The sequence below is a fragment of the Desulfitobacterium elongatum genome (genome assembly GCF_055378975.1).
In genome coordinates this window covers 1,843,267-1,864,605 of sequence record NZ_AP038772.1, presented here as the reverse complement: position 1 = coordinate 1,864,605, position 21,339 = coordinate 1,843,267, and the positions used below count along the sequence as shown (strand labels likewise).

General features: G+C 44.1%; 23 protein-coding genes. 3 read left to right on the top strand and 20 right to left on the bottom strand.

The window, feature by feature from the left end; all coding sequences use genetic code 11:
* Positions 1 to 60 precede the first annotated feature (60 nt).
* The 5 genes from aroF to ACZ42W_RS08850 all read right to left on the bottom strand — a co-directional run bounded on the left by aroF (position 61) and on the right by ACZ42W_RS08850 (position 3,988).
* A complete protein-coding gene (gene aroF, locus ACZ42W_RS08870) occupies positions 61 to 915 on the bottom strand; it encodes a 3-deoxy-7-phosphoheptulonate synthase (RefSeq protein WP_464170056.1) in 855 nt (284 codons plus the stop codon).
* A gap of 130 nt (positions 916 to 1,045) precedes the next feature.
* Positions 1,046 to 1,414, bottom strand: coding sequence for a chorismate mutase (gene aroH / locus ACZ42W_RS08865; protein WP_464170054.1), 369 nt, complete (start codon positions 1,412 to 1,414; stop codon positions 1,046 to 1,048).
* 6 nt (positions 1,415 to 1,420) lie between these two features.
* Positions 1,421 to 1,849: a HutP family protein gene (locus ACZ42W_RS08860; protein WP_464170052.1), complete on the bottom strand. Its 429-nt coding sequence runs from the start codon at positions 1,847 to 1,849 to the stop codon at positions 1,421 to 1,423.
* Positions 1,850 to 2,176: 327 nt separating this feature from the next.
* The gene (locus ACZ42W_RS08855; RefSeq protein ID WP_464170050.1) at positions 2,177 to 2,683 is read right to left on the bottom strand and encodes a hypothetical protein; all 507 of its coding nucleotides are present in this window, start codon (positions 2,681 to 2,683) and stop codon (positions 2,177 to 2,179) included.
* Between the two features lie 42 nt (positions 2,684 to 2,725).
* Positions 2,726 to 3,988 (bottom strand): BaiN/RdsA family NAD(P)/FAD-dependent oxidoreductase, encoded by a 1,263-nt coding sequence (locus tag ACZ42W_RS08850; RefSeq protein ID WP_464170049.1) that lies wholly within the window; start codon positions 3,986 to 3,988, stop codon positions 2,726 to 2,728.
* 144 nt (positions 3,989 to 4,132) lie between these two features.
* On the opposite strand from ACZ42W_RS08850, the gene ACZ42W_RS08845 reads away from it, so the two are divergent.
* Together ACZ42W_RS08845 and ACZ42W_RS08840 are read left to right on the top strand one after the other, a co-directional pair.
* On the top strand, positions 4,133 to 4,432 hold the full coding sequence (locus ACZ42W_RS08845) for a carboxymuconolactone decarboxylase family protein (protein WP_464170047.1): 300 nt from the start codon (positions 4,133 to 4,135) through the stop codon (positions 4,430 to 4,432).
* 110 nt (positions 4,433 to 4,542) lie between these two features.
* A complete protein-coding gene (locus ACZ42W_RS08840) occupies positions 4,543 to 5,340 on the top strand; it encodes a phosphatase PAP2 family protein (RefSeq protein ID WP_464170045.1) in 798 nt (265 codons plus the stop codon).
* Positions 5,341 to 5,385: 45 nt separating this feature from the next.
* Here the strand turns inward: ACZ42W_RS08840 and ACZ42W_RS08835 are convergent, their stop codons facing one another.
* The 6 genes from ACZ42W_RS08835 to ACZ42W_RS08810 all read right to left on the bottom strand — a co-directional run bounded on the left by ACZ42W_RS08835 (position 5,386) and on the right by ACZ42W_RS08810 (position 12,594).
* Positions 5,386 to 6,411: a 4Fe-4S dicluster domain-containing protein gene (locus tag ACZ42W_RS08835; protein WP_464170044.1), complete on the bottom strand. Its 1,026-nt coding sequence runs from the start codon at positions 6,409 to 6,411 to the stop codon at positions 5,386 to 5,388.
* Between the two features lie 78 nt (positions 6,412 to 6,489).
* Complete coding sequence (locus ACZ42W_RS08830) at positions 6,490 to 7,200, bottom strand: FadR/GntR family transcriptional regulator (RefSeq protein WP_464170043.1); 711 nt, start codon at positions 7,198 to 7,200, stop codon at positions 6,490 to 6,492.
* A gap of 197 nt (positions 7,201 to 7,397) precedes the next feature.
* Entirely contained in the window at positions 7,398 to 8,117 is a 720-nt protein-coding gene (locus ACZ42W_RS08825; protein WP_464170042.1) for a FadR/GntR family transcriptional regulator, read from the bottom strand.
* A gap of 128 nt (positions 8,118 to 8,245) precedes the next feature.
* Positions 8,246 to 9,904, bottom strand: coding sequence for an L-lactate permease (locus ACZ42W_RS08820; protein ID WP_464170924.1), 1,659 nt, complete (start codon positions 9,902 to 9,904; stop codon positions 8,246 to 8,248).
* A 402-nt stretch (positions 9,905 to 10,306) separates the two neighbouring features.
* Positions 10,307 to 11,974 (bottom strand): L-lactate permease, encoded by a 1,668-nt coding sequence (locus ACZ42W_RS08815; RefSeq protein ID WP_464170041.1) that lies wholly within the window; start codon positions 11,972 to 11,974, stop codon positions 10,307 to 10,309.
* Between the two features lie 158 nt (positions 11,975 to 12,132).
* On the bottom strand, positions 12,133 to 12,594 hold the full coding sequence (locus ACZ42W_RS08810) for a hypothetical protein (protein WP_464170039.1): 462 nt from the start codon (positions 12,592 to 12,594) through the stop codon (positions 12,133 to 12,135).
* A 191-nt stretch (positions 12,595 to 12,785) separates the two neighbouring features.
* Here ACZ42W_RS08810 and ACZ42W_RS08805 point away from each other — a divergent pair, with 191 nt between their 5' ends.
* The gene (locus ACZ42W_RS08805; RefSeq protein WP_464170038.1) at positions 12,786 to 13,298 is read left to right on the top strand and encodes a hypothetical protein; all 513 of its coding nucleotides are present in this window, start codon (positions 12,786 to 12,788) and stop codon (positions 13,296 to 13,298) included.
* 15 nt (positions 13,299 to 13,313) lie between these two features.
* Here ACZ42W_RS08805 and ACZ42W_RS08800 read toward each other — a convergent pair whose 3' ends face one another.
* The 9 genes from ACZ42W_RS08800 to trpS form a co-directional block, all read right to left on the bottom strand.
* On the bottom strand, positions 13,314 to 14,081 hold the full coding sequence (locus ACZ42W_RS08800; RefSeq protein WP_464170037.1) for a pseudouridine synthase: 768 nt from the start codon (positions 14,079 to 14,081) through the stop codon (positions 13,314 to 13,316).
* A gap of 23 nt (positions 14,082 to 14,104) precedes the next feature.
* Positions 14,105 to 15,526, bottom strand: a complete 1,422-nt coding sequence (locus tag ACZ42W_RS08795; RefSeq protein ID WP_464170036.1) for an ArnT family glycosyltransferase — start codon at positions 15,524 to 15,526, stop codon at positions 14,105 to 14,107.
* On the bottom strand, positions 15,511 to 16,311 hold the full coding sequence (locus tag ACZ42W_RS08790; protein WP_464170035.1) for a glycosyltransferase family 2 protein: 801 nt from the start codon (positions 16,309 to 16,311) through the stop codon (positions 15,511 to 15,513). The genes ACZ42W_RS08795 and ACZ42W_RS08790 overlap by 16 nt, the downstream gene beginning before the upstream one ends.
* Before the next feature lie 48 nt (positions 16,312 to 16,359).
* Positions 16,360 to 16,899 carry a spore maturation protein gene (locus tag ACZ42W_RS08785; RefSeq protein WP_464170034.1) on the bottom strand — a complete coding sequence of 180 codons (540 nt, stop codon included), beginning with the start codon at positions 16,897 to 16,899 and terminating at the stop codon, positions 16,360 to 16,362.
* A complete protein-coding gene (locus ACZ42W_RS08780) occupies positions 16,896 to 17,477 on the bottom strand; it encodes a nucleoside recognition domain-containing protein (protein ID WP_464170033.1) in 582 nt (193 codons plus the stop codon). The genes ACZ42W_RS08785 and ACZ42W_RS08780 overlap by 4 nt, the downstream gene beginning before the upstream one ends.
* Positions 17,478 to 17,697: 220 nt before the next feature.
* Entirely contained in the window at positions 17,698 to 18,159 is a 462-nt protein-coding gene (gene ytfJ, locus ACZ42W_RS08775) for a GerW family sporulation protein (RefSeq protein WP_464170922.1), read from the bottom strand.
* A gap of 750 nt (positions 18,160 to 18,909) precedes the next feature.
* Positions 18,910 to 19,455, bottom strand: coding sequence for an SMC-Scp complex subunit ScpB (scpB, locus tag ACZ42W_RS08770; RefSeq protein WP_464170920.1), 546 nt, complete (start codon positions 19,453 to 19,455; stop codon positions 18,910 to 18,912).
* Positions 19,456 to 19,458: 3 nt separating this feature from the next.
* Positions 19,459 to 20,223, bottom strand: a complete 765-nt coding sequence (locus tag ACZ42W_RS08765) for a segregation and condensation protein A (RefSeq protein ID WP_464170031.1) — start codon at positions 20,221 to 20,223, stop codon at positions 19,459 to 19,461.
* Entirely contained in the window at positions 20,220 to 21,200 is a 981-nt protein-coding gene (gene trpS / locus ACZ42W_RS08760) for a tryptophan--tRNA ligase (protein ID WP_464170030.1), read from the bottom strand. The genes ACZ42W_RS08765 and trpS overlap by 4 nt, the downstream gene beginning before the upstream one ends.
* Positions 21,201 to 21,339 lie beyond the last annotated feature (139 nt).

Below are 21,339 nucleotides of genomic sequence, written 5' to 3'. Positions count from 1 at the left end.
TTGTATTCGCTTCACTTTTTATGTTAGCGAAAGTTTACTGTACTACATCCCGAAAGGGGCCTACATCCTCGATTGCTTTTGACTCGGTGCAGAAGTGGGATAAACCGTTCTTCCGACAGCAAGCGCTATTGGCTTAATATCCCTCATAAGGTCAGCGAAATGTTCAAAATTCAATGACTGAGCCCCATCACTCATAGCCTCTTCTGGGTTAGGATGAACCTCGACCATAATCCCATCAGCACCAGCGGCAACTCCCGCTAGTGCAACTGGGTGAACAAGAGACCATTTCCCAGTTCCATGACTCGGATCGAGAAGAATAGGTAAATGAGACAATTCTTTCATCGCGGGAATTGCAGTAATATCGACTGTATTACGGGTGTAAGTCTCAAAAGTGCGAATCCCGCGTTCACATAAGACGACATTTGCATTACCTTCAGTAAGTATATACTCGGCAGCCAGGAGCCACTCTTCCAATGTTGCAGCTAAACCTCGCTTCAGGAGTACTGGTATACGAGTTTTTCCGACTTCACTGAGAAGCGTGAAATTCTGCATGTTTCTCGAACCAATCTGCAACATGTCTGTAACATCAACGATTTTATCTAAGTCGCGAGCATCCATAACCTCGGTGACAACGGGTAAGCCAGTTATCTTCTTAACTTCAGATAAAATTTCTAAGCCATCCTCACCCTTTCCGCGAAAGGCATAAGGCGACGTTCTGGGCTTATAGGCTCCTCCACGAAGAATTTTAGCGCCTTGACGTTTTACTTCTTCTGCAGTATTCAAAAACTGATCAAAACCTTCAATGGCACAGGGTCCAGCTATCATAACAAGCTGAGGTCCGCCGATACTAACATCCCCCACTTGAACTATTGTTCTTTTTGAACCTTTTTCCTTACTTCGAGCAATTAAGTTCACCAAACATCCTCCTTCCTCAAAACTATTTTTCTTCAGTAACTTTCCGAGAACTTAGCACCTCAATCCTAGTGTTCTCAGAAAATGACTTTAAGTTGTATTTTAGGCCTAATCTTGAGGAATGTAAATCACTTTAAATCTCTGGAAGGTGTGCGAGGTCTTTTCGCAATTTTCCAGCTTCGCGCAAATAAATATGTCGAATCTCCTTTTGGGAAAGCGGAGTCTCAACATGGAGCAAAACCCGAATACAATGAGGGAGTGCTCCTGGAACTGCTATTTCGTAGGAGTCGAGCATTGGAACGAGATCCCATCCCATCTTCCGCGCACTTGAAGCAGGGAAATCAGCGTCCAAATCAGGGGTGACTGTAAAAAAAGCACTGACGATATCCTCTGTGGATAGAGAATTTTTTTCTAGTATCTCACTTAAAAGTTCCTGAGTCGCGTTCCTGATCTTTTCTGCACTATTTTCCTCAACCGTAATCGCACCACGAACTCCTCTCATCCTCTATCACTCCTTGAATTCTTTGGGAGCTACTCGGTGACCTAGGCCCACTGCGACCTCATCCAGATGCAATAAGCCAACTCCGAAAAAGACAGCGACACTTAAGTGTTCATCCCTGCGAGCAATCCCAATCTTTCCACCGATATTTAAACCCATTGCCTTTGGCATAATCTGACTTAAAGCCTCACGTGTCGCTCCAGCCACAGCACCTTCATCTCCGTGGGTTTCTTTGATTACCCCTTCACGCTTAGCGGCGACGACCGCACGTTCAATGACTTTTCTCACGGAGGAAATGTATTCCCCGCCATAATCCACTGCAACTGTATGGATTCCATGACGCCCAAATCCGTCCTTTAGATGTGCTTCTTCTTCACGACTTTCTGTCATGGACATCCGAAGAGCTGCCATTGCAATCTTTTTACTTTCTGCTACCATATTCAATCCATTCCTTTCGAATTTTATTCCGTTTAATTAGGATAACCGTATATACGGACTCAAAACATCTTTTTCCCTAATAAATACGACATAAGAAAAAGACACCTAACGGTGCCTTCGCATCAAGTTCACCGTCCTACCATCCTTCCTCTATTCATTTAAACACGACTAAAAAAGATACTTTCGAATAACCGTCCTACCGTTATGTGCTACCCTGATTAGCCCACCTATTTCCTACTTAAGAAGCAGGATTACTCAGTTCATGGATATTAAAAGAATTATATTCTACAAAGTCCATTTTTACAAGGCCCAAAGGTCCAACGGACACTAAGGGCCCACACGCAAATTCTGGAGGTTATGTTCAATAATAAGACTTTGATTAAGTCGTGGATCATGGAGCTGTGAATCCTTTTTAATGACTTGTACTCGAACAATTTGGGAAACATTTGTCCCATCCAGTTGGAGCGTCCCCGCCTGAACAGGTACTTCCAATTCTCCTCGTGTTAAGGTTCCCAGAACACGACCATTTTGCACTACACGAATGGGCGCAGCTGGACTTGCTTTAAGGGTTAGGTTCCACGTCTTATCCATGGTGTTACCTTGGTTGATTTCCGGGCTCACTGCAGTTGAAGCAGGAGTAATATCCAGCGCTGGGGCTTCTACTTTCTGAGCAACAGAGATATAAAAATCGACTGGATCTTTCGCAAGCCCGAAACCCATTTGAGCTAAGACCAAGAGAACAGAAGCAATGATTAAGGTCCGGATGACGCCTTGCTCAATTCTTTGCGGCAGGCTTTTAGTATAATTTCCTGGTATTTTTCTCCTTCGGCGCATGAACACTCACCTCAAAAACAGTGTATGCGCCAAACTCGTTGCTCAGACCCGTGAATAATAAAGGTAATCTGAGGCGGCTCGTCCTGCACGATAACCCATAGCGAAGGCAGCCTGAAGATTATATCCCCCAGTTACTCCGTCCACATCTACAACTTCCCCTGCCCAGAAAAGACCTTCAACACGCTTCGAAGCCATCGTTTTCGGATCAATCTCTTTGACATCAACTCCACCTGCTGTTACAATCGCCGCTGCCAAGGGAAGAGTCTCTTTGATTGTCAAAGTCAACCCTTGCATTAATTGTGCCAGGCGTTTTCTTTCTTCTCGAGTAATTTGGTGAACCACACGATCTGCGGGGATTTTGGATAAATCCATAATGACAGGAATTAAACTTTTAGGAAGAATCTCATCTAAAGAATTCTTAAACTGCTTGTTGGCAAACTTTTGAAAATCTCTTTGCAATCGCAAATCCAACTGCTCAGGGGTTAAGGCGGGTTTTAAATTGATTTTCAGTTCAACCTTTTCGCTATGTGCTAGTGCCTCACCTGCCCAACGGCTTAAGGTTAGGATGATGGGTCCTGATACTCCAAAATGTGTGAAGAGCATTTCCCCAAATTCGGTTTTCTGCTTCTTCCGCCCATACCATAAAGTCGCCTCAACATTACGCAAAGAGAGTCCTTGAAGCTCTTTAACCCAATTCTCCATCGTTTTTAACGGGACAAGAGAGGGGCGTGGAGTGATGACTTTGTGACCGAGTTTCTTAGCGATACGATACCCATCCCCAGTTGAACCGGTCCCAGGGTAAGATCCTCCCCCAGTGCAAAGCACCACTGCGCTTGCTTTAAGTACTTCACGATTATTCAAACGGACACCTTCAACTCTTCCATCTGAAACTAATATTTCGTCCACCGTTTGATTTGTCCGAAGATCGACACCTGCTTCCGCGATGAACTGTAATAAGGCCTGAACAACAGCTTCTGCGTCGTCGGATACAGGGAAAACCCTGCCTCCCCGTTCAACTTTAGTATCAACCCCATAATGGGCAAAAAACTCACACAACCTCACATTATCGAACTCACGGAGTATTCCATGTAAAAATCGACCATTTCCCGGGTAATTTTGGATGAAATCACCGACGTTTTCTGCATTTGTTAAGTTACATCTTCCTTTACCAGAAATCGCAATCTTACGCCCCGGTTTTTCCATTTTCTCAACGAGCAAAACCTCGGTTCCTTTGAAAGCCGCTTGTCCAGCAGCCATTAAACCCGCCGCACCTGCTCCTATAACAACAATTCTTTCCTTACTCATACTAGTTCCTTCCTTAACTTCACAATCAATATGTTATATTACCATATATTTATCTGATTTGGAAAATTGGAGAGCCTCGATTTTTGTGTCTGAGGTTCTTTTTATGGTATAGTAGTTCTTAACTTTTATATGGGAGGAAAAATTATGGAACTTGATGCACGAACGACTTTACTTATTCAGATCTCTGCTTCTGCAGCTACCAATTCTCTAGCGACCCTTCGCTCAGCCGTTACAGATGCCAAAGCATTAGGTGTCACTTCTGACGAGATTCGCAAGACAATGAACCTTGCCTTAGAAATTCAAGAGCAACCCGTTTCTCATACCCGCCATCTCATGGACCAACTCTTAAGAGAACCCGTTCGTAAAAGCGACGAGAAGCCAAAACATACCCATCAGCATATTCACGGTCCAGGCTGTAACTGCGGTTCACACCACCACTCCTGATTCTGACAATGATAGAATTTTATCAATGGATACAATCCGTTCACAATGAATTTTTAGACGCCCTCTTTGTCCTACTGAGCTTTCTAGGGAGCGAGCCCGTTTATATTTTCATGCTTGCCTTTATCTTTTGGAACTTAGATAAGCGCTTTGGCTTTCGATTAGCAGTACTTTTTCTCTTTTCCATGGCGCTCAATTCCTGGTTAAAGGATGTGTTCAAGTTCCAAAGACCTATAGGTCAAGAGGGTATTCGCTCAATCTATACCTCCTCTGCACCAGGTTACTCCTTCCCAAGTGGTCACAGTCAAGGTGTAGCAACGTTTTATCCATACCTTTGGAGGAGATATCCTCAGATCGCTTGGAAGGTTTTCGGTATCCTCATGATCTTCGGAATTGGATTTTCTCGACTTTACTTAGGGGTTCACTGGCCCGGAGACGTTTTGGCGGGTTGGGTACTGGGATTATTTATCGTCTGGTGTTTCGACCTGCTTGATCAACGTCTCTTTAAGCTCCCCTTTTCTCTTCCTATAAACCTCGTGCTTTCTATTCTTCTCCCACTCTTGGCGCTAATTGTTTACCATTCCAAAGAAGGCTTCCAGATGGGCGGCTTCGTCCTCGGGTTTACGAGCGGCTATTTTCTCGAGGACCATTTCCTCGACTATCAGGAAAGAACCCCTTGGCGACATTCGCTCTATAAAACAGTCACTGGCTTGGGAATTCTGCTTCTCTATATTCTCCTTCTCCGGCCTCTGACTCATGACTGGGTTGGGTTTTATTTGCCCGTCTATGCCTTAGCCGGACTCTGGACCTCTTTCGGTGCTCCCTACCTTTTCCGTCGCTTCGGCTGGGAAAAGAAAGAAACGAATACATCAAATAGTATATGTAAACCTAACGATAAGAACACGGCATGATATGCCGTGTTCTTATTACATTACACTATGGCTATTTCTGTCATCCTACATAAAGAATCCTTCCTCGTTAGGATTCGTTGACGCACAAGCAATACACATCGCGGGCTCTGAACGATCAAAGACTTGCTTTCCGCAGCGAATACAATGGCGCGGACTTCCCTTATGAATGAGTATCTTCCCTGTTAATAAACGATGGGATAAGGGTTTCGTACTAAAGCTTAAAGCCTTTGGATTACAAATATTAACGCAGCGTTGACATCGAACACACTTATAGGGTTCATACACTAAGGTGAGCTCATCCCCATTTTCTTTTTTCGAGAGCGCAGTTTGAGGGCATATTGCTGCGCAAACTCCACAGCTCGTACACTGATCACTTATCTTCAAAGCGGGGATAGGAATCTTTTGCTCTGGATTAAACTCCATGTGCTTTGTCAATAATTGCTTTGTTCGGGGAATTAGGTACGCCTCGTCTGCAGTCAATCCTGGTAAGATGGACTCTATCTTTTCCCAACCTTTCTTCTTCCATCCCCCCTTCTCTGAAGCTTCAGCTTTACGTGTGAGATTTGAAAGTGTGGTTTCCACTCCTTGATCTGGGGAAACCTGAATCAACACCGATGGGTGGTCTTGCCAATCCTCGTGGATTTCCTTGAACGCTCTAACGCTATGGATACATGCTTTCTTATCTGGACATTCAGCACATTTTCCTGTATATACTTTTACTTCTTTATCCCGTGCAGCAAGCATTAGAGTTGTCCATAACTCACGGTCGATTACCCCAAGACAGGGAATCTCAAATCCAGCTGGAATAGCCTGCGGACAGTTCAAGATAATTGCATCGCTCGTTTCAATAAAGTTATGAAGCATATCCGTATTTCGGTCAACGAATCCATCACTGGGGCAGACGGCCATACAGACCCCACACTCTGTACACTGTTTGGCGTTAATTTCTTTATATTCCGAGATGGCCTGATGAGGGCAAGCATCAATACATAATCGACAAGAATGAGCATAAGGTTTTTTAGTATTTAAACAGTTCTGATTATGATAAACGATCTGACAATTATTAAGCATAGTTCACCTCATTTCTATTTAAAAATTATAACCCTTTATGCTCAAAAATAAAAGAACAGGGATGTCTAATCCCCGTCCTTAATTCTTGAAACCTTTAATAATCTCTTCTTCGACTCCGTTTAAATGGTGAAGCATAAGCTCACGCGCTTTTCGGCTATCCTTGCCTTTAATCGCTCCATAAATCCCCATATGCTCTTGAAAAAGTAAAGCAGGAGTATATTTTCCTTCATACAATTTTGCTCGACTTGTCTTCAACATATATTGCATGAGATCAGATATAGTATCCATGAGTCGAATCATAATCTTATTTTTTGTCGCCCTTGTAATGGCATAATGAAAGCGGTGATCTGCTGTACCATCAGACGTCGGACTGCTCAATTCCGATCTCATACTTTCCAAGGCTGCGAAGAGCTCCCTGATATCAGCTTCATCTGCTCGTTCTGCGGCAATACTGACAGCCTGAACTTCAAGAATTTTCCGAACCTCGAGTAATTCCAGAACTGTTCCCTTTTCCATCGTAAGCATCCAGGCAAGTGGTGCCACTACCGACTCTGAGCGCAGTTTACGGACAAAAGTCCCTTCTCCGCTTCGAACTTCGAGGAGTCCCATCATCTCTAAGGCACTTAAAGCTTCACGAATCGAAGCACGACTGACTTGTAACCGTTCAACTAAATCTCGCTCTGAGGGTAAGCGATCACCGGGTTTAAGGTCTCCATTGGCTACAAGATCGCGAATTTGCTCGACGATTTCTTCATATATCTTGCGTGTTTTGATTGGTTTAAGATCCAACTTCCCCTACTCCTTTAAATAGCTTCTCTATGTTCTTAGTTTAGCATGCAGAACTTTTAAAGGCTAGATATATTTCAGTTTATTAAAATATATATCTCTATTCTGATTCTAATATCTTTTCTGATAATTTCAATAAAAAAAATTATCAGAAATCTTCCTCTTCTTCGAAATAGTGCAGCCAGTCTTGAAAATAGCCCTTAAATCTTATTCACGGAATAGTACATCAATAACTTGTTTTCTACTCCAGCTAAATGATCAAGCATAATGCGCCTCGCCTGTTCTGGATTTTGTTGTTGAATGGCATCTAAGACAAGGCTGTGTTCCTGATAAAGTCTTTCGGGCGCACCTTGCCCTTCATAGAGCCTTATCCGGCTCGCTTTAAGAGTCTGATGCATCGTATCCGATATAGCATTCATCAAGCGCAGAAGGATTTTATTTTGACTTGCTTTGGCTATAGCATAATGGAAGCGATGATCAGCATCCTCCCCCAATTGCCCGGTCTGTAAATCCTCATCCATTAACTTTAGCGCTTCTTCCAATTCACGAAGATTTTCTGATTTTGCTCGAGTTGCAGCCAGAGCCACAGCTTGACCCTCAATCATTTTCCGGACTTCAAGCAATTCCAATACAGTGTCTTTTTCCATACTCAAGACCCAAGTCAATGGAGTTACAACCGAATCAATATTTATCTTTTTAATAAAGGTTCCTTCCCCACTTCGAATTTCCAAGAGGCCCATCATTTCAAGTGCACTCAGTGCCTCACGAACAGAGGCACGGCTGACGTCAAGTTGTACTGCGAGTTCACGTTCGGAGGGTAAGCGATCCCCTGGCTGGAGGTGCCCCTCAGTAACTAAAACTCGAATCTGCTCGATAATCTCTTCATATATTCGCTTTGTCTTGATGGGCTTCAAATCCATGATGGGTACTCCTTTGCTCTAGAAAAATATGTGGGAAGCAGTTTCCTACTTCCCACATCTAATGCAAAAATAATCAGTTTTTATATTATAACCTATTTCAGGGAAGAAGTCTATCCATTAATTATCAATTAGTGTATCGCTGCAGCCATCGTCGGAATCATTCCTGGGACCACGTAAGCTTGAAGATAGATCATCACCATAATAACGGCCAACAAGAAGAGTGAGTGTTTTACTGTGAATTTGAAGAGTTCAGACTCCCGACCTACCAAGGTGGTGGCTGCAGCTGCAACCGCGATGGATTGTGGAGAAATCATTTTACCAACAACCCCACCTGCACTATTCGCAGCAACCGTTAGAACGGGATTAATTCCAATTTGCTCGGCTGTTACTTGTTGAAGTTTACCAAACAAGGCATTTGCTGAGGTATCCGAACCCGTCAAGAAAACACCTAACCAACCAAGAACTGGGGAAAGAAGCGGGAATACCTTACCTGTGGATGCAAACAGAAGTCCAAGGGTATAGGAGAGACCGGAGTAGTTTGCTAGATAAGCGAAACCGAGCACAGCGGCCATATTGATCACTGGATAAATCAATTGTTTAATGGTTTGGCCAAATACTTTTACCGCCTGCGCGGGCTTAATTCCTAAGATAAACGCGCTGATTATTGCAGCGATTAAGATTGCGGTTCCACCTGCAGATAAGAAGTCCCATTTGAAGGAAGCTGCATATACTGTTGGCTTAGCAACGATCGGAGCAGCTTTGTATACGAGACCATCTAGTCCAGGCCAATTGATATAAACAGCAAGATGAAGCTTGTTGAGAATCAAATCTTTGAAGGCTGGAGTTCCCCAAATGGTAACCATTACAGTAAGAATAGCAAATGGAGACCATGCTTTAGCAATTTGACCTGCAGTATATTTTTGGGTTTCCGGCTCCTTCTCGCCTTTCTCATGTGGAAAACGCCATATCGTTTTAGGTTTCCAGAATCTTAAGAAGACCGTGGTGCAAACGAGAGAGGTTAAGGAAGATATAATATCTGGGAGATAAGCACCAAGGAAGTTTGAAGACCACCATTGTGCTACTGCGAAGGATACGCCTGAAACTGCGATTGCAGGTAGAACTTCTTTCGCAGATTTCCAGCCTGCCATTAAGACAACGAGATAAAGTGGAATAATGACAGATAAGAACGGAAGTTGGCGGCCTATGGCTTGAGAAATAACGAAATCTCCCATACCTGTGACTGCTCCCGCGGTGATGATCGGAGCACCGATGGCCCCAAAAGCAACTGGAGCAGTATTTGCGATTAAGCAAAGCCCTGCAGCTTTAAGCGGTTCGAATCCAAGTCCGATGAGAAGAGCACCCGTGATTGCAACTGGAGCTCCAAAACCCGCAGCTCCTTCTAGGAAGGCACCAAAACAGAAGGCAACAATAAGTGCTTGAATACGGCGGTCATTCGAAATCGAGGCGATAGAACTTTTAATAACTTCGAATTGACCCGATTCAACGGTCAAATTGTATAAGTACACTGCTGTGATTACAATCCATGCAATCGGCCAAAGTCCGTAGAGCATACCATAAGCTGTTGCGGAAAGTGCTATAGAAACAGGCATCTTATAAACAAGAACAACATCAACGATTGTAATGAGGAGAGTAAGTAATCCAGCAACATACCCCTTCATTCCCTTCACGGCTAAAGCCCAGAACAAGAAGAAAATCGGGATTGAGACTGCAAGTGCCGTTAAGCCTAGGCTACCACCTAGTGCTGTGTAATTTTGTGTCCACGGCATCATAATTCCACCTTTCTATACTTTTGATTGTTAATTAATGTTTTTAGCAAAATGAATCAATAAATAATTTCCTTTTGTTACTTTTTTAATAAGTCCAAAAGTTAATTGTATTTAATCTAACCTCTAACCTCCCCTTTGCATCTATTCGGTCAGACCTTTTAGAATATTTTAAATGGTCTGACCTCCGAGCCATGTACAATTGTACGATAAATTCTCACGATTTGCAATACATAGAAAGATTAAAGAAATAAATCACTATCCTTCGCGAATTCTGTCGAACTTAAGGAGAAAATTGCAATAATGCTTATAAAAATGGAAACGGAAGGAATATCTCCTTCCGTATTTACAAAAGACGTTTAGAATCTTTGACATTTAACTTAGATAACTAAAATCTCGATTGCATTAATGTAATGCTGCCGTGATCGACGGAATCATGCCTGGGACAACATAGGCTTGCAAGGTGACCATGATACAAACAAGGAGGAGAAGTAAAAGTGAATGCTTCAAGGTATATCTTAAGAGCTCTGATTCTCGACCAACTAAAGAAGTCGCTGCAGCTGCTACTGCGATCGATTGAGGTGAAATCATCTTCCCGACAACCCCACCGGAGCTGTTCGCTGCAACGGTTAATACTGGATTAACCCCAATTTGCTCTGCTGTGACTTGCTGAAGCTTTCCAAATAGAGCATTCGCAGAGGTATCTGAGCCCGTGAGGAATACTCCCAACCAACCAAGAACAGGAGATAAGAAGGGGAAAACGGCGCCTGTTGACGCAAAGAGAATTCCAAGAGTATACGATAGTCCAGAGTAGTTGGCGAGATATGCAAAACCTAGAACCGTGGCTATTGTAACAAGGGAAAACGTCAACTGTTTGAGGGTCTTGCCGAAGACCTCCAGTGCTTTACCTGGCTTAACACCTAGCACAAACATAGAAATTATAGCTGCTATCAAGATAGCAGTTCCCCCTGCAGTGAACCAGTCCCATTTATAACTTGCTGCATATAATGCAGGTTTAGGTACGATTGGGGCTGCTTTGTAAACCATCCCATCAAGTCCTGGCCAATGAGGAATTGACACAAAAAGACCCGCTTTTGTGGCCCAAGCTTTAAAACTTGGAGTTCCCCAGATAGCGACCATCACGGTTAGGATAACAAAGGGAGACCACGCTTTAGCAATTTGCCCTGCAGAATAATTATGTCTAACTGCTGCTTTCTCCTCTTTTTTATCCCGCTCCCTAGGAAAGCGCCAGATATTTTTCGGCTTCCAGTACCGCAAGAATAGAGTAAGCGCGACTAACGAGGTCAGTGAGGAGATAATATCTGGCAAATACGCACCTAGATAGTTCGAGGACCACCATTGTGCAATAGCAAAGGAAAAGCCAGCTACCAAAGCTGCGGGGAGCACTTCTTTCGCTCCTTTCCAACCTGACATCAACACAACAAGATAAAGTGGAATCAGGAGCGATAAAAAGGGAAGCTGACGCCCGATAGCTTGTGAGATAACAAAATCTCCCATTCCGGTGACAGCGCCCGCTGTAATAATCGGAGCACCAATGGCACCGAAGGCAACCGGAGCGGTATTTGCAATTAAACATATACCAGCAGCATATAAGGGTTCAAAACCCAACCCGATAAGAATTGAAGCTGAAATTGCGACTGGTGCACCGAAACCTGCTGCTCCTTCTAAGAAAGCACCGAAGCAAAAGGCTACAAGCAAAGCCTGTAAACGCCGATCATCAGAAATCGAAGAAATGGAACTCTTAATAATATCGAATTGTCCTGCTTCGACCGTTAAATTATATAAGAATACCGCAGTAACGACAATCCAAGCGATAGGCCAAATTCCATTAACGATTCCATATAAACTCGCTGAAAGTGCAACTGTGACAGGCATTCTGTAAACAAGAATGACAACGACAATCGTCAGGAGTAGTGTCAGAATCCCGGCAATATGCCCTTTCATTCGCTTGATTGCAAGCGCCCACAGTAAAAAGAAGATTGGCAAAGAAACAACCAGGGCTGTTAGGCCAATACTCCCTCCGAGCGCTGCATAATTTTGGGTCCAAGGCATTAAACATTCCACCTTTCCAAACATTTGCATAGATATTAAGTCGAAAGTTATTATTCGCAATTCTCAATTAATCATGCAAGCACCAATAGAATGCAAAAATCGACCCTTTTGGGATAAAAAAAACCCAGCTGTTTAAGCTGAGTCAATTGAGTGGAATCCTACTGAAATCTATGCTCGACCTTTTTTATTTCTTCTTGTAGACACTGACTCATACGAAAGAAGAGACGTTCCACATCAAGCCGATGAATCGCCAGACTTTCCGGGCTCAAGAATTCAATCTTACGAAATTCCGGCTTGAGAATCAAAGGTAAAAGATCATCTAAATTTTCTAATCTCAGTGTGAGTAGCACAGGTGCATAGGCCACCTCGCGCTTTTTACGTCCGTCAGATTGGCTGACAATGTATAAATCGAGGCTTAGGTCAATATCCTCAAGAAAAATACCCTGCAGGGGTACGTTCCTTAACATAGCAACTTCCTGTTCCCTAACCTGCTCGGCAATTTCCTCACGGCTTTTACCTCCAAACAAGAAGCGCCCGCTTTTACCTTCTCCTTTAAAATCCAGACGAATCTTCACCCGGATATGTTCTGTAAGAACTTCATTCCCAATACGAATTTTCATTGCCCATCTCCCCGTCGAATCTTTCTGTGAGAAAAACATCTAATATATCCTTGCTTGTCGAAAAAAACAATTTTAAGGTATCGAAGGATTAACAATTGAAATTCGTCATAGATTTCATTTTCTCCTGCCTATTTTGTGTGAACCCTGTTTTTTATGGGTATACTAACAAAAATCAATAAGGGGGATAAAGAATGTCTAGAACGATTCTTGCGATATTCAAAGGTCCACAACAAACGAAAGAAGCTGTCGAAGAAATCCAGGGAGAATCTTTAGCCAACAGTTATATCTCGGTCATCGTTCGCAGCGGCTATCTCCATCAAGGTAGCTTCAATGAAGAAATTGCCAATGAGTTGGCATTTGTCCCTGCTGAGAAAAACCTAGACCGTTTTAATGCCTGGTTAGTTCAAGCACCACCCATGGATATCCCCAATCTAGGAGAATGTGTGGTGGCTGGACCTTTAGCGAATGATTTGCTTCATCGACCGCATGGGCAAGGATTACCCGAAGCCTTAATGAGTTATGGACTAAGCCCCGAACGTGCCCGCCATTATGAGCATGAAGTTCGTACGGGTCATTTTCTCGTCGTCATTACCACGGAGCATGAAAAGGTTAATTCCGTAGCAAATGCCCTCCAGAACTTTGGTGGACGTGATATCGAAAAGTGGAATAAAAGACTCGATCACTCACTCCAAATGAATCACTAGGCTTTTGCATCAATCTCAATTCAGTTCTACAGCTCGACGTAGTTGGCTAATTTCTTTGACAGTCAAAGGACGGTATTTTCCCATACTCAAAGTGGCTTCAAGCTGAAGTGGTCCAAAGCGAATTCGCTTTAAAGTGACCACTGGAAAACCAATCGCCTCGAACATACGTCGAACCTGGCGGTTACGCCCCTCATGTATTGTAATTTCTAGACGTTGCAAAGAGCCCTGGCCTTTCTGGGAAATCACTCGGACTTGTGCCGGGGCTGTTTTTCCATCTTCAAGATCAATTCCCTTCCCTAACTGAAGCAGAGCTTTCGGAGGAACAGCACCTTGGACCTCGACCTGATAGGTCTTCTCCACTCCATAAGAAGGATGCATCAAGCGATGTGCTAATTCCCCATCATTCGTTAAGACCAGCAAACCCGAAGTATCGTAATCTAAGCGTCCGACAGGATAAACCCTCTGTTCGACCTTTTGCAGGAGATCCATCACCGTTTTTCTACCTTGAGGGTCTTTCGCACTCGTAATATAACCTGTGGGTTTATGAAGCAAATAATAATCATAGGTTTCACGGAGTGAATTAATCTCCCGTCCATCGACGAGAATTCTATCCTTAGGTAGGACTTTTGTTCCGAGCACGACCACCTTCTCACCATTCACCTGCACACGCCCGTCAAGAATCATCTGCTCTGCATGACGTCGCGAGGCAATTCCAGCTTGGGCTATGACTTTTTGCAAGCGCTCACCCTCAGGAGGGTCATTCATTTCTTTTTTAACGTTCATCTATTCAACTCCCAAGATATGAGTTATTTTTTCTCTAAACGATATACCCCCGGTCCGACTTGGGGATATTCCGCTTCGACGCGATTCCAAAACTCTTCTCCTCTTGAACCCGGAAGCGCCACTAAATAGTTACCTGGGATTGCTTGAAGTTCTTCCCAAGCCTTCAGATCCTCTACACTTTTCAGACGAAACCCATACCTTTGCGCATAATACAGAGTCATTGGCGGGGAGTCACTTAATATCAAGATTTGCTCCGTCTTCGTATGCTCGCGTATCCAAATTGCCTGAACTAAATAACGATCATTCCAGGTATATTTGGGTGCATTTACGAGGGTCTGACTCACAAAGAGCAAACCTACGAGAAGTACTCCCAGAACAAAACCCGGTATGTCTTCGAATACATCTAAAGCATAACCCGCACAAAGGACAAGCGGCAACGCCACGGGAACAAGATAGTAATCTAAGGGGATCCTGATGCATATTGCTCCAAGATAAATTAGACTTATCAAGCACCACAGAATGATACCCAGGAATCCTCCATAATCATCTTTCGGTTTTTGGAGGGAAACAATTTTACGGGGTATTGCTACCCACACCATTCTCAGGAAACCAACTCCCGCTAGAAGAAGCAGAGGAAACCCGAACCCTTCCCACAGATGATTTTTCAACTGAGTCATAAACATTTTTGGGCCCTCAAGGACTTGATCTGAGAGAATTCCTGATACAAATTGACTTGCTTCGCCTGCACCACTATGTACCCAAGAATAGTATAGCATAGGTAGGAATAGTGCTAGTAGGCAATACTTTAACATTGCACGCAGCTTTCCTCTAATTGGCCAAAAGCCGCTGACTATTGCCGCTGGAAAAATCATTAGTTGGGGGAGTTTGGCTAATATAGCTGCTGCCATGAGAAGTGCAGCAAGAAAAAGTCTTTTACTTGAAGGCTCTTTTCGCCATAAAAGAATGAAATAGAGCGCCCATATGCTAAACGCTTGGGCAACGGGTTCTGGCATGATAACCCTGCCATAATAGGCAGTTAAAGGCATTACTGCATAAATAACGGTAGCCCATAATCCCACCCGCTCCGAGAAAATAAGTCGTCCACATTCGAAAATCCCCCAGAGGGTTATGAGGGAAAAAGAAATCGCCCAAAGCCTTCCCCATATATCTGCCCATCCTAAAATTGTCCAGGTTATCGCAAGAAGATAGGGTAAAAACGGAAATTCGAGTTCTACCCTTTGTGGGCCTACCCCATCGTAATTCAACAGGGGAAAAAGGACATCCGGAAAATACCCCAGATGCCCTAACATATTCAAGGCCATACTTGCCGTATCCGCTTGTCTCCAACCCTGATCATCAAGTAATGGATTCGTTACCCCTATTAGCCGGACTAAGGCCCCCAGAACTAAGATTCCCCAAAAAACACTCTTTACTCTCCAGCCCATTCCATTGAACCCCAAGTTTCTTTTTTCAAACGGATAATCAGTGAAACATATCCGAAGATCGTTGCCATAATCCTCATTTTACTTTTTCCCATCTTCTTTTCATAGTGTAGAGAAAAAGGAATTTCACGAACTTCTCGGCAGTAACTGACAACCTTAACTAATAGCTCAACCATCGCGGCAAAACTGCGATTTTCTATCATTTGTTCCCCATAATTTTGGTATACTTGCTCCAAAGTTGTAGCTCGATAAGCTCTATAACCGCAGGAATAATCTTTAAGCCCGGAAACAGGAAAGAAGAAGCTCATGATTTTTCCTGCTCCCCAAGAAAGCGTCCTACGCATGATATTAAGGCCATGCTGTTCTCCTCCAGGTGCATAGCGAGAGGCAACAACAAGATCTGCTCCGGAATATATCTCTGCGAGCATCAGTGGAATCCGATCCGCTGGGTGTGTGTTATCTGCGTCCATCGTAAGGATAACATCCTCTGTACAGCCTGTTTGCTCCACCCCTGCCCTCTGTCCTTTTAGGTCTTCACGAAGCCGAAAAGCGTGCTTGAAGCCTGTCATTAATGCTCCACCTAGCCCTTTGTTCCGCTCGTGTGAAAGGACATTCACATTGTCAAATTCCTCAGCATATTCCTTAGCAATCTGAAATGTATGATCTGTACTTGCATCATTTACGACAATAATCTGTGTTGGGATCTCACGACTTGAACGTTCAATATCGTCAAGGAGTTCCTTGAGCCCAGCTTCTTCATTGTAAGCTGGTAATACGACAAAAAGCATACTAAGACGGCCTCCTTTAGCTCATCCTTAGTATGCTCAAAGAAGCTATTAATAAAACGTATAAAGCACAATCCATATTGAAGCGACTAAGCCGATTAGGTCAGCAAAAAGTCCCAACTTAAGCGCATAACGATATTTCTTGATGCCTACGGATCCAAAGTAGACAGTAAGGACAAAGAAGGTCGTATCCGTACTCCCCTGTAAGGTAGAGGCTATTCGCCCGATCATAGAATCTGGGCCATACTGATTAATCAATTGAGTTGCCACTCCTAAAGCACCGGAGCCACTCAGAGGACGCATCACAGCTAAGGGAATGATCGCGGTGAGATCAGACTCAAGTCCTAATCGAAGGAAGAGGGGTCGTAATAACCGAGATAAGATATCCAAGGCCCCTGAGTCCGCAAAGACGCGGATGGAAACGAGCATGGCAACTAAATAGGGTAATATCCGAATACCCGTCTTTAAGCCCTCTTCCGCACCCGTTACAAACGACTCATAGACCGGGACCTTACGGAGATAGGCTGCTATGGGGATAATGAGTAAGAGCAGTGGGATTGCCCACCGCGATATTTCGGCAATAAGCCTCATCGTTTAGCCCTCCGGCGAATCAGATAATCTACAAAGATAGCCAGGGTCATTGCACAACCCGTAGCAAAAATGGTTGTCCCGATGATCTCCGTTGGATTTACGGATTCTGCTTTTAGACGTACTCCAATAATCGTCGCTGGAATCAATGTTATACAAGAAGTATTCAAGGCTAAGAAAGTGATCATTGCCGGACTTGCTACCTCTGGATTAGGATTCTCCTTTTGGAGTTCCTGCATGGCTTTTAAACCAAAAGGGGTTGCGGCATTCCCTAAACCCAAAATGTTTGCACTCAAATTCATTATGATTGCACCGAGTGCTGGACTGTCTGGTTTTAAGGAAGGAAATATTCTTCGGATCACTGGACCAAATATGCGGGCTAAAGCACGTATGAACCCTGCTTCCTCTGCCAGCTTCATCAGTCCTAGCCAAAGGCTCATTACGCCGATCAAGCCAATCGCAGTCTCTACACCTAATTCTGCAGCTTTCATGGCGGAGACTGTGACCGCATCAATCCTCCCGTTTAGAGCCGCTACGATAATGCCTGTGGCAAGCATAAATAACCAGATGGCATTTACCATGTCCCACTCCCCCTTGACTAAATGTTTATGAGGGGTCGGGGAAGATTAGACCTTCAGGGAGGCTATGGTGCATCTTCAAAGGGGCAAAAGGAACTGGGGGGCAGTAGCTTTTCGGCTCACTTTTAGTCATTTTAAAGGCTTTTAGAGTAGATATATAAGCGAAAATAAGAGCGGTAATACCAGCTCTATGCTTGTATTACCGCTCTTATGTACACTCTATTTAATGATCACCTATAATAATAATATCTTCTTTGGTCACTTCCTCTTTCTGATTCTGAGGATTTTCCTTCTTAAACATGCTTGCGACCTTATCCATCAAGTTAGGAACTTCATCGATTACTCGATCGACAATGACATTGTGATCCACGGGAAGCAATCGAACCTGCCCATGCCCGACGACTAAAAAACCAACAGGCTGAACCGAGACACCTGCACCGCTCCCTCCACCGAATGGTAATGCAGCGGCTTTGTCTCCTTTTTCTTCTCCCCGATCCCGATCTCCGTCAGGCGGAGGAAATTCACTTCCACCTGCAGCGAAGCCACAAGCCACCTTGGAGACGGGAATGATTACTGAACCATCAGGTGATTCGACTGGATCTCCCACAATCGTATTGACATCAACCATCTGCTGGATGCTTTCCATAGCCGTCTTCATTAAAGCTTCAATTGGATGATTCCCCATTTTATGCCTACCCCCTTTTTCACGGATAAAAACCCGAACTAAGTCCAATCCTACGAACATAATATGTCCGATTCTCAAATTGAATATGCAGTGAAGGTCACAGGAAAAGCCGATCTTTTTAAAATTCGGTTCGACAAATATTTGGGGTTCTCGTGCCTCCATCGTAACTTGCCGATAGAGTCTCGCGAGAGAATACCCCAGCATACCCCAGAAGGTGCCTGCAGCCCATGCGGTATGACACGGATCTTCATACCCAATGCCGATCTTCCAATTCACGTAAGTACAATGGATTCCTCGGTAAAATTTATTTTTAGCTTGCTGCAAGTGGTGGAGAATTCTAGGAATTTGTGGAATCAAATGATAAAAAAAACTGCGTCGGAAATAGCGGAATTTAATCCGTCTCCGGCCCTTTCTCTTCTCCCCGGTTGGTGCCACCGACGACTGCTGTACTTCGATTTGTGGACCTTTCTCCCATTCAAGCTGCACTGTGGGGATTGACATGCGAAATGTCCACAATCCATGAAGTGCAGAAAGTTTGATTTCAAGATGGTCATTCTCTTCACTACGGCAGTATTTAAAATCTACAGTTGCGCGAACCAATAGGGTTAATCCGATCCATATTAAACCGGCGATCAGGAGTGCTAGAATCCGCACTTAAATCCCTCCGAAGTGTTCTCCTAAAAGTTTAGGATGCCCGAAGGAGGCGGAATTATACTGAAATAAAAAAGATGCCCATTAAGGCATCTATTTTTATTCTTCTTTGGTCGAAGCAACATCTTGCAGGCTTTCAAAGTTTAGATCGGGTAATTCATCGAGCGATGTGAGACTGAAGTGAAGTAAGAATTGTTCTGTGGTGCCGTAGAGGATAGGTCGACCTGGTCCGTCTTTACGACCAACTTCCTTGACTAGGCCTTTTTCAACGAGGGTTGATAAGGCTCGGTCGGATTGTACCCCCCTGAGGAAATCCACTTCTCCTTTGGTAACTGGTTGTTTATAGGCTATGATTGCAAGCACTTCCAAGGCGGCCCCTGAAAGTCCTTGAGCGGGTTGGTGATAGAGTATTTCTATATATTGAGACATCTCTGGTTTCGTTCCGAGCTTGTATCCCCCATTGACTTCTACGAGTGTAAGGCCACTGGTGGGTAGGGCGTAGCGCTCCTTTAGCTCAAGCAGAATTTCAGATATATCGTCCGTGCACAATTGAAGAATTTCAGCTAAACGATCTTTTTTTAAGGGCTCGTCAGCAACAAGCAGCAGGGCTTCTACACCGGCAATTTCTCTTTCACGAAACAGCATCATCTACTCCCCTTCAGCGAACTCCCAAGCTTTTTCTGTTGGAAACACATGAATATCCTGTTGCTCGGCACTTTGTTCACAACGTATTTTACCTGACTTTAAGAGTTCCAACAAGGCTAAGAAGGATACAATGACTTCCATCCGTGAATTTCCCCGAATCAATTGACTGAATCGAAGTCCCCGTGGTTGGAGAATAACCCTCCGTAGGACATCTGATACCATGACCTCGATGGGAATTTCATCAGGTGCTACGGTCCGAATATCTTCTCCTTGTTCAGCCCGCTCAACGACTCGTTGGAACGCGTGCCATAATTCCTCGAATTGAATTCCATCCAAGGGATCTTCCACTGGGAAGTGGCTTCGAATCTCATCTGGATTAACTTCACGAAAATAGCGTTGACCGGAAGAGACTTGGAGTACACCTAAAACTTCAGATGCCTGTTTGAACGCTCGGTAGGCTAATAGTCGTTCCACTAATTCCTGACGAGGATCTCCTTCATCGACTTCAACCACTTCCTTTGGTGGTTTAGGGAGAAGTAAACGAGACTTCATATGCAGAAGCTGAGCAGCGAGCACTAAAAACTCGCTGGTGACTTCCATATCTAACGCATCCATCTGACGCACAGCTTCTATGAATTGATCGGCAATCTTAGCGATAGGAATGTCATAAATATCCACTTTTTCCTGTTGAATCAGGTGTAAAAGAAGATCGAGTGGGCCTTGGAACATCGGCAATTCGACATACGGAGTCGCCTTCGTAGTATTCATCGAAGACCCATGGATTGACGTACTTCTTTCATCGTCTCTGACGCTACACTTCGAGCGCGCTCCGCGCCTGCATCTAAGACCTTCTCTAATTTCCCTGGTTCTTCCCATTGGGCACGGCGCTCACGGAAAGGGGTCAACAGCTTATCGAGATTCTCAGCCAAATGGCGTTTGCAGGCTACACAGCCAATTTTACCTCCACGGCAGTTCTCTTCCACTTCGGCGACTTCTGGGGTGTAAATTTGGTGGAACTTGTACACGATACAAACTTCAGGGTGACCGGGATCATCCTTACGCAAGCGTGCCGGGTCTGTAACCATCTGTTGAACTTTTGCTTTTATCTCTTCCGTTGAGGCGGTCAAAGATATCGTATTGTTATAACTTTTACTCATTTTCCGACCGTCAACTCCGGGTAGAAGAGGAACCTTTCCAATGATTTCCTTCGGTTCAGGGAATACCGATCCATAGAGGAAATTAAAACGACGAGCGACTTCGCGACATAATTCTACATGGGGAATCTGATCCTCACCGACGGGTACTGCACTTGCTTTATACACTAAAATATCAGCAGCCATTAATAGAGGGTACCCTAAAAATCCGTAAGTTGAAAGGTCTTTTCCCCCTTCTTTTCCCAATTGTTGTATCTGATCCTTATACGTAGGAACTCTCTCTAACCATGAAAGTGGTGTAATCATGGAAAACAGCAGGTGCAATTCCGCATGTTCCTTGACGTGGGATTGAATGAAGACAGCGCTCTTCTCCGGATCGATCCCGACACTTAACCAATCTAAAGCAATTTCCCGTTCGAGCTCACCAAAATTTAACCGGTCTTCATATCCGGTAGTTAAAGCATGCTGATCTACAATTCCAAAAAAACTTTGATACTCCGACTGTAAGGCCACCCAATTCTGGATGACACTTAAATGTCCAATATGCAACGACCCCGTCGGCCGCATTCCACTAAATATTCTTCCCTTCACTTACAAAACCCCTTTCAAATTGGTATCACCCAAAAAATCTATAAAGAAATACTATAAAAGACCTGAAAGCGTAGCTTCTCGCACAGGACGAAAGCCGTTGTAGGGTTTCGGCCCTAGCTGAACGATTTGCGGCGGAGGG

Bases quoted from the DNA above. Each gene is read 5' to 3' on its own strand.
- ACZ42W_RS08765 (WP_464170031.1), bottom strand. From the start codon at position 20,223: ATGAATACTACGAAGGCGACTCCGTATGTCGAATTGCCGATGTTCCAA.
- ACZ42W_RS08800 (WP_464170037.1), bottom strand. From the start codon at position 14,081: ATGAACGTTAAAAAAGAAATGAATGACCCTCCTGAGGGTGAGCGCTTG.
- scpB (WP_464170920.1), bottom strand. From the start codon at position 19,455: ATGCTGTTTCGTGAAAGAGAAATTGCCGGTGTAGAAGCCCTGCTGCTT.
- ACZ42W_RS08785 (WP_464170034.1), bottom strand. From the start codon at position 16,899: ATGAGGCTTATTGCCGAAATATCGCGGTGGGCAATCCCACTGCTCTTA.
- aroH (WP_464170054.1), bottom strand. From the start codon at position 1,414: ATGAGAGGAGTTCGTGGTGCGATTACGGTTGAGGAAAATAGTGCAGAA.
- ACZ42W_RS08780 (WP_464170033.1), bottom strand. From the start codon at position 17,477: ATGGTAAATGCCATCTGGTTATTTATGCTTGCCACAGGCATTATCGTA.
- ACZ42W_RS08845 (WP_464170047.1), top strand. From the start codon at position 4,133: ATGGAACTTGATGCACGAACGACTTTACTTATTCAGATCTCTGCTTCT.
- ACZ42W_RS08835 (WP_464170044.1), bottom strand. From the start codon at position 6,411: ATGCTTAATAATTGTCAGATCGTTTATCATAATCAGAACTGTTTAAAT.
- ACZ42W_RS08795 (WP_464170036.1), bottom strand. From the start codon at position 15,526: ATGGGCTGGAGAGTAAAGAGTGTTTTTTGGGGAATCTTAGTTCTGGGG.
- ACZ42W_RS08805 (WP_464170038.1), top strand. From the start codon at position 12,786: ATGTCTAGAACGATTCTTGCGATATTCAAAGGTCCACAACAAACGAAA.
- ACZ42W_RS08815 (WP_464170041.1), bottom strand. From the start codon at position 11,974: ATGCCTTGGACCCAAAATTATGCAGCGCTCGGAGGGAGTATTGGCCTA.
- ACZ42W_RS08855 (WP_464170050.1), bottom strand. From the start codon at position 2,683: ATGCGCCGAAGGAGAAAAATACCAGGAAATTATACTAAAAGCCTGCCG.
- ACZ42W_RS08790 (WP_464170035.1), bottom strand. From the start codon at position 16,311: ATGCTTTTTGTCGTATTACCAGCTTACAATGAAGAAGCTGGGCTCAAG.
- ACZ42W_RS08860 (WP_464170052.1), bottom strand. From the start codon at position 1,849: ATGGTAGCAGAAAGTAAAAAGATTGCAATGGCAGCTCTTCGGATGTCC.
- ytfJ (WP_464170922.1), bottom strand. From the start codon at position 18,159: ATGGGGAATCATCCAATTGAAGCTTTAATGAAGACGGCTATGGAAAGC.
- ACZ42W_RS08850 (WP_464170049.1), bottom strand. From the start codon at position 3,988: ATGAGTAAGGAAAGAATTGTTGTTATAGGAGCAGGTGCGGCGGGTTTA.
- ACZ42W_RS08825 (WP_464170042.1), bottom strand. From the start codon at position 8,117: ATGGATTTGAAGCCCATCAAGACAAAGCGAATATATGAAGAGATTATC.
- ACZ42W_RS08810 (WP_464170039.1), bottom strand. From the start codon at position 12,594: ATGAAAATTCGTATTGGGAATGAAGTTCTTACAGAACATATCCGGGTG.
- ACZ42W_RS08820 (WP_464170924.1), bottom strand. From the start codon at position 9,904: ATGCCGTGGACACAAAATTACACAGCACTAGGTGGTAGCCTAGGCTTA.
- ACZ42W_RS08840 (WP_464170045.1), top strand. From the start codon at position 4,543: ATGCTTGCCTTTATCTTTTGGAACTTAGATAAGCGCTTTGGCTTTCGA.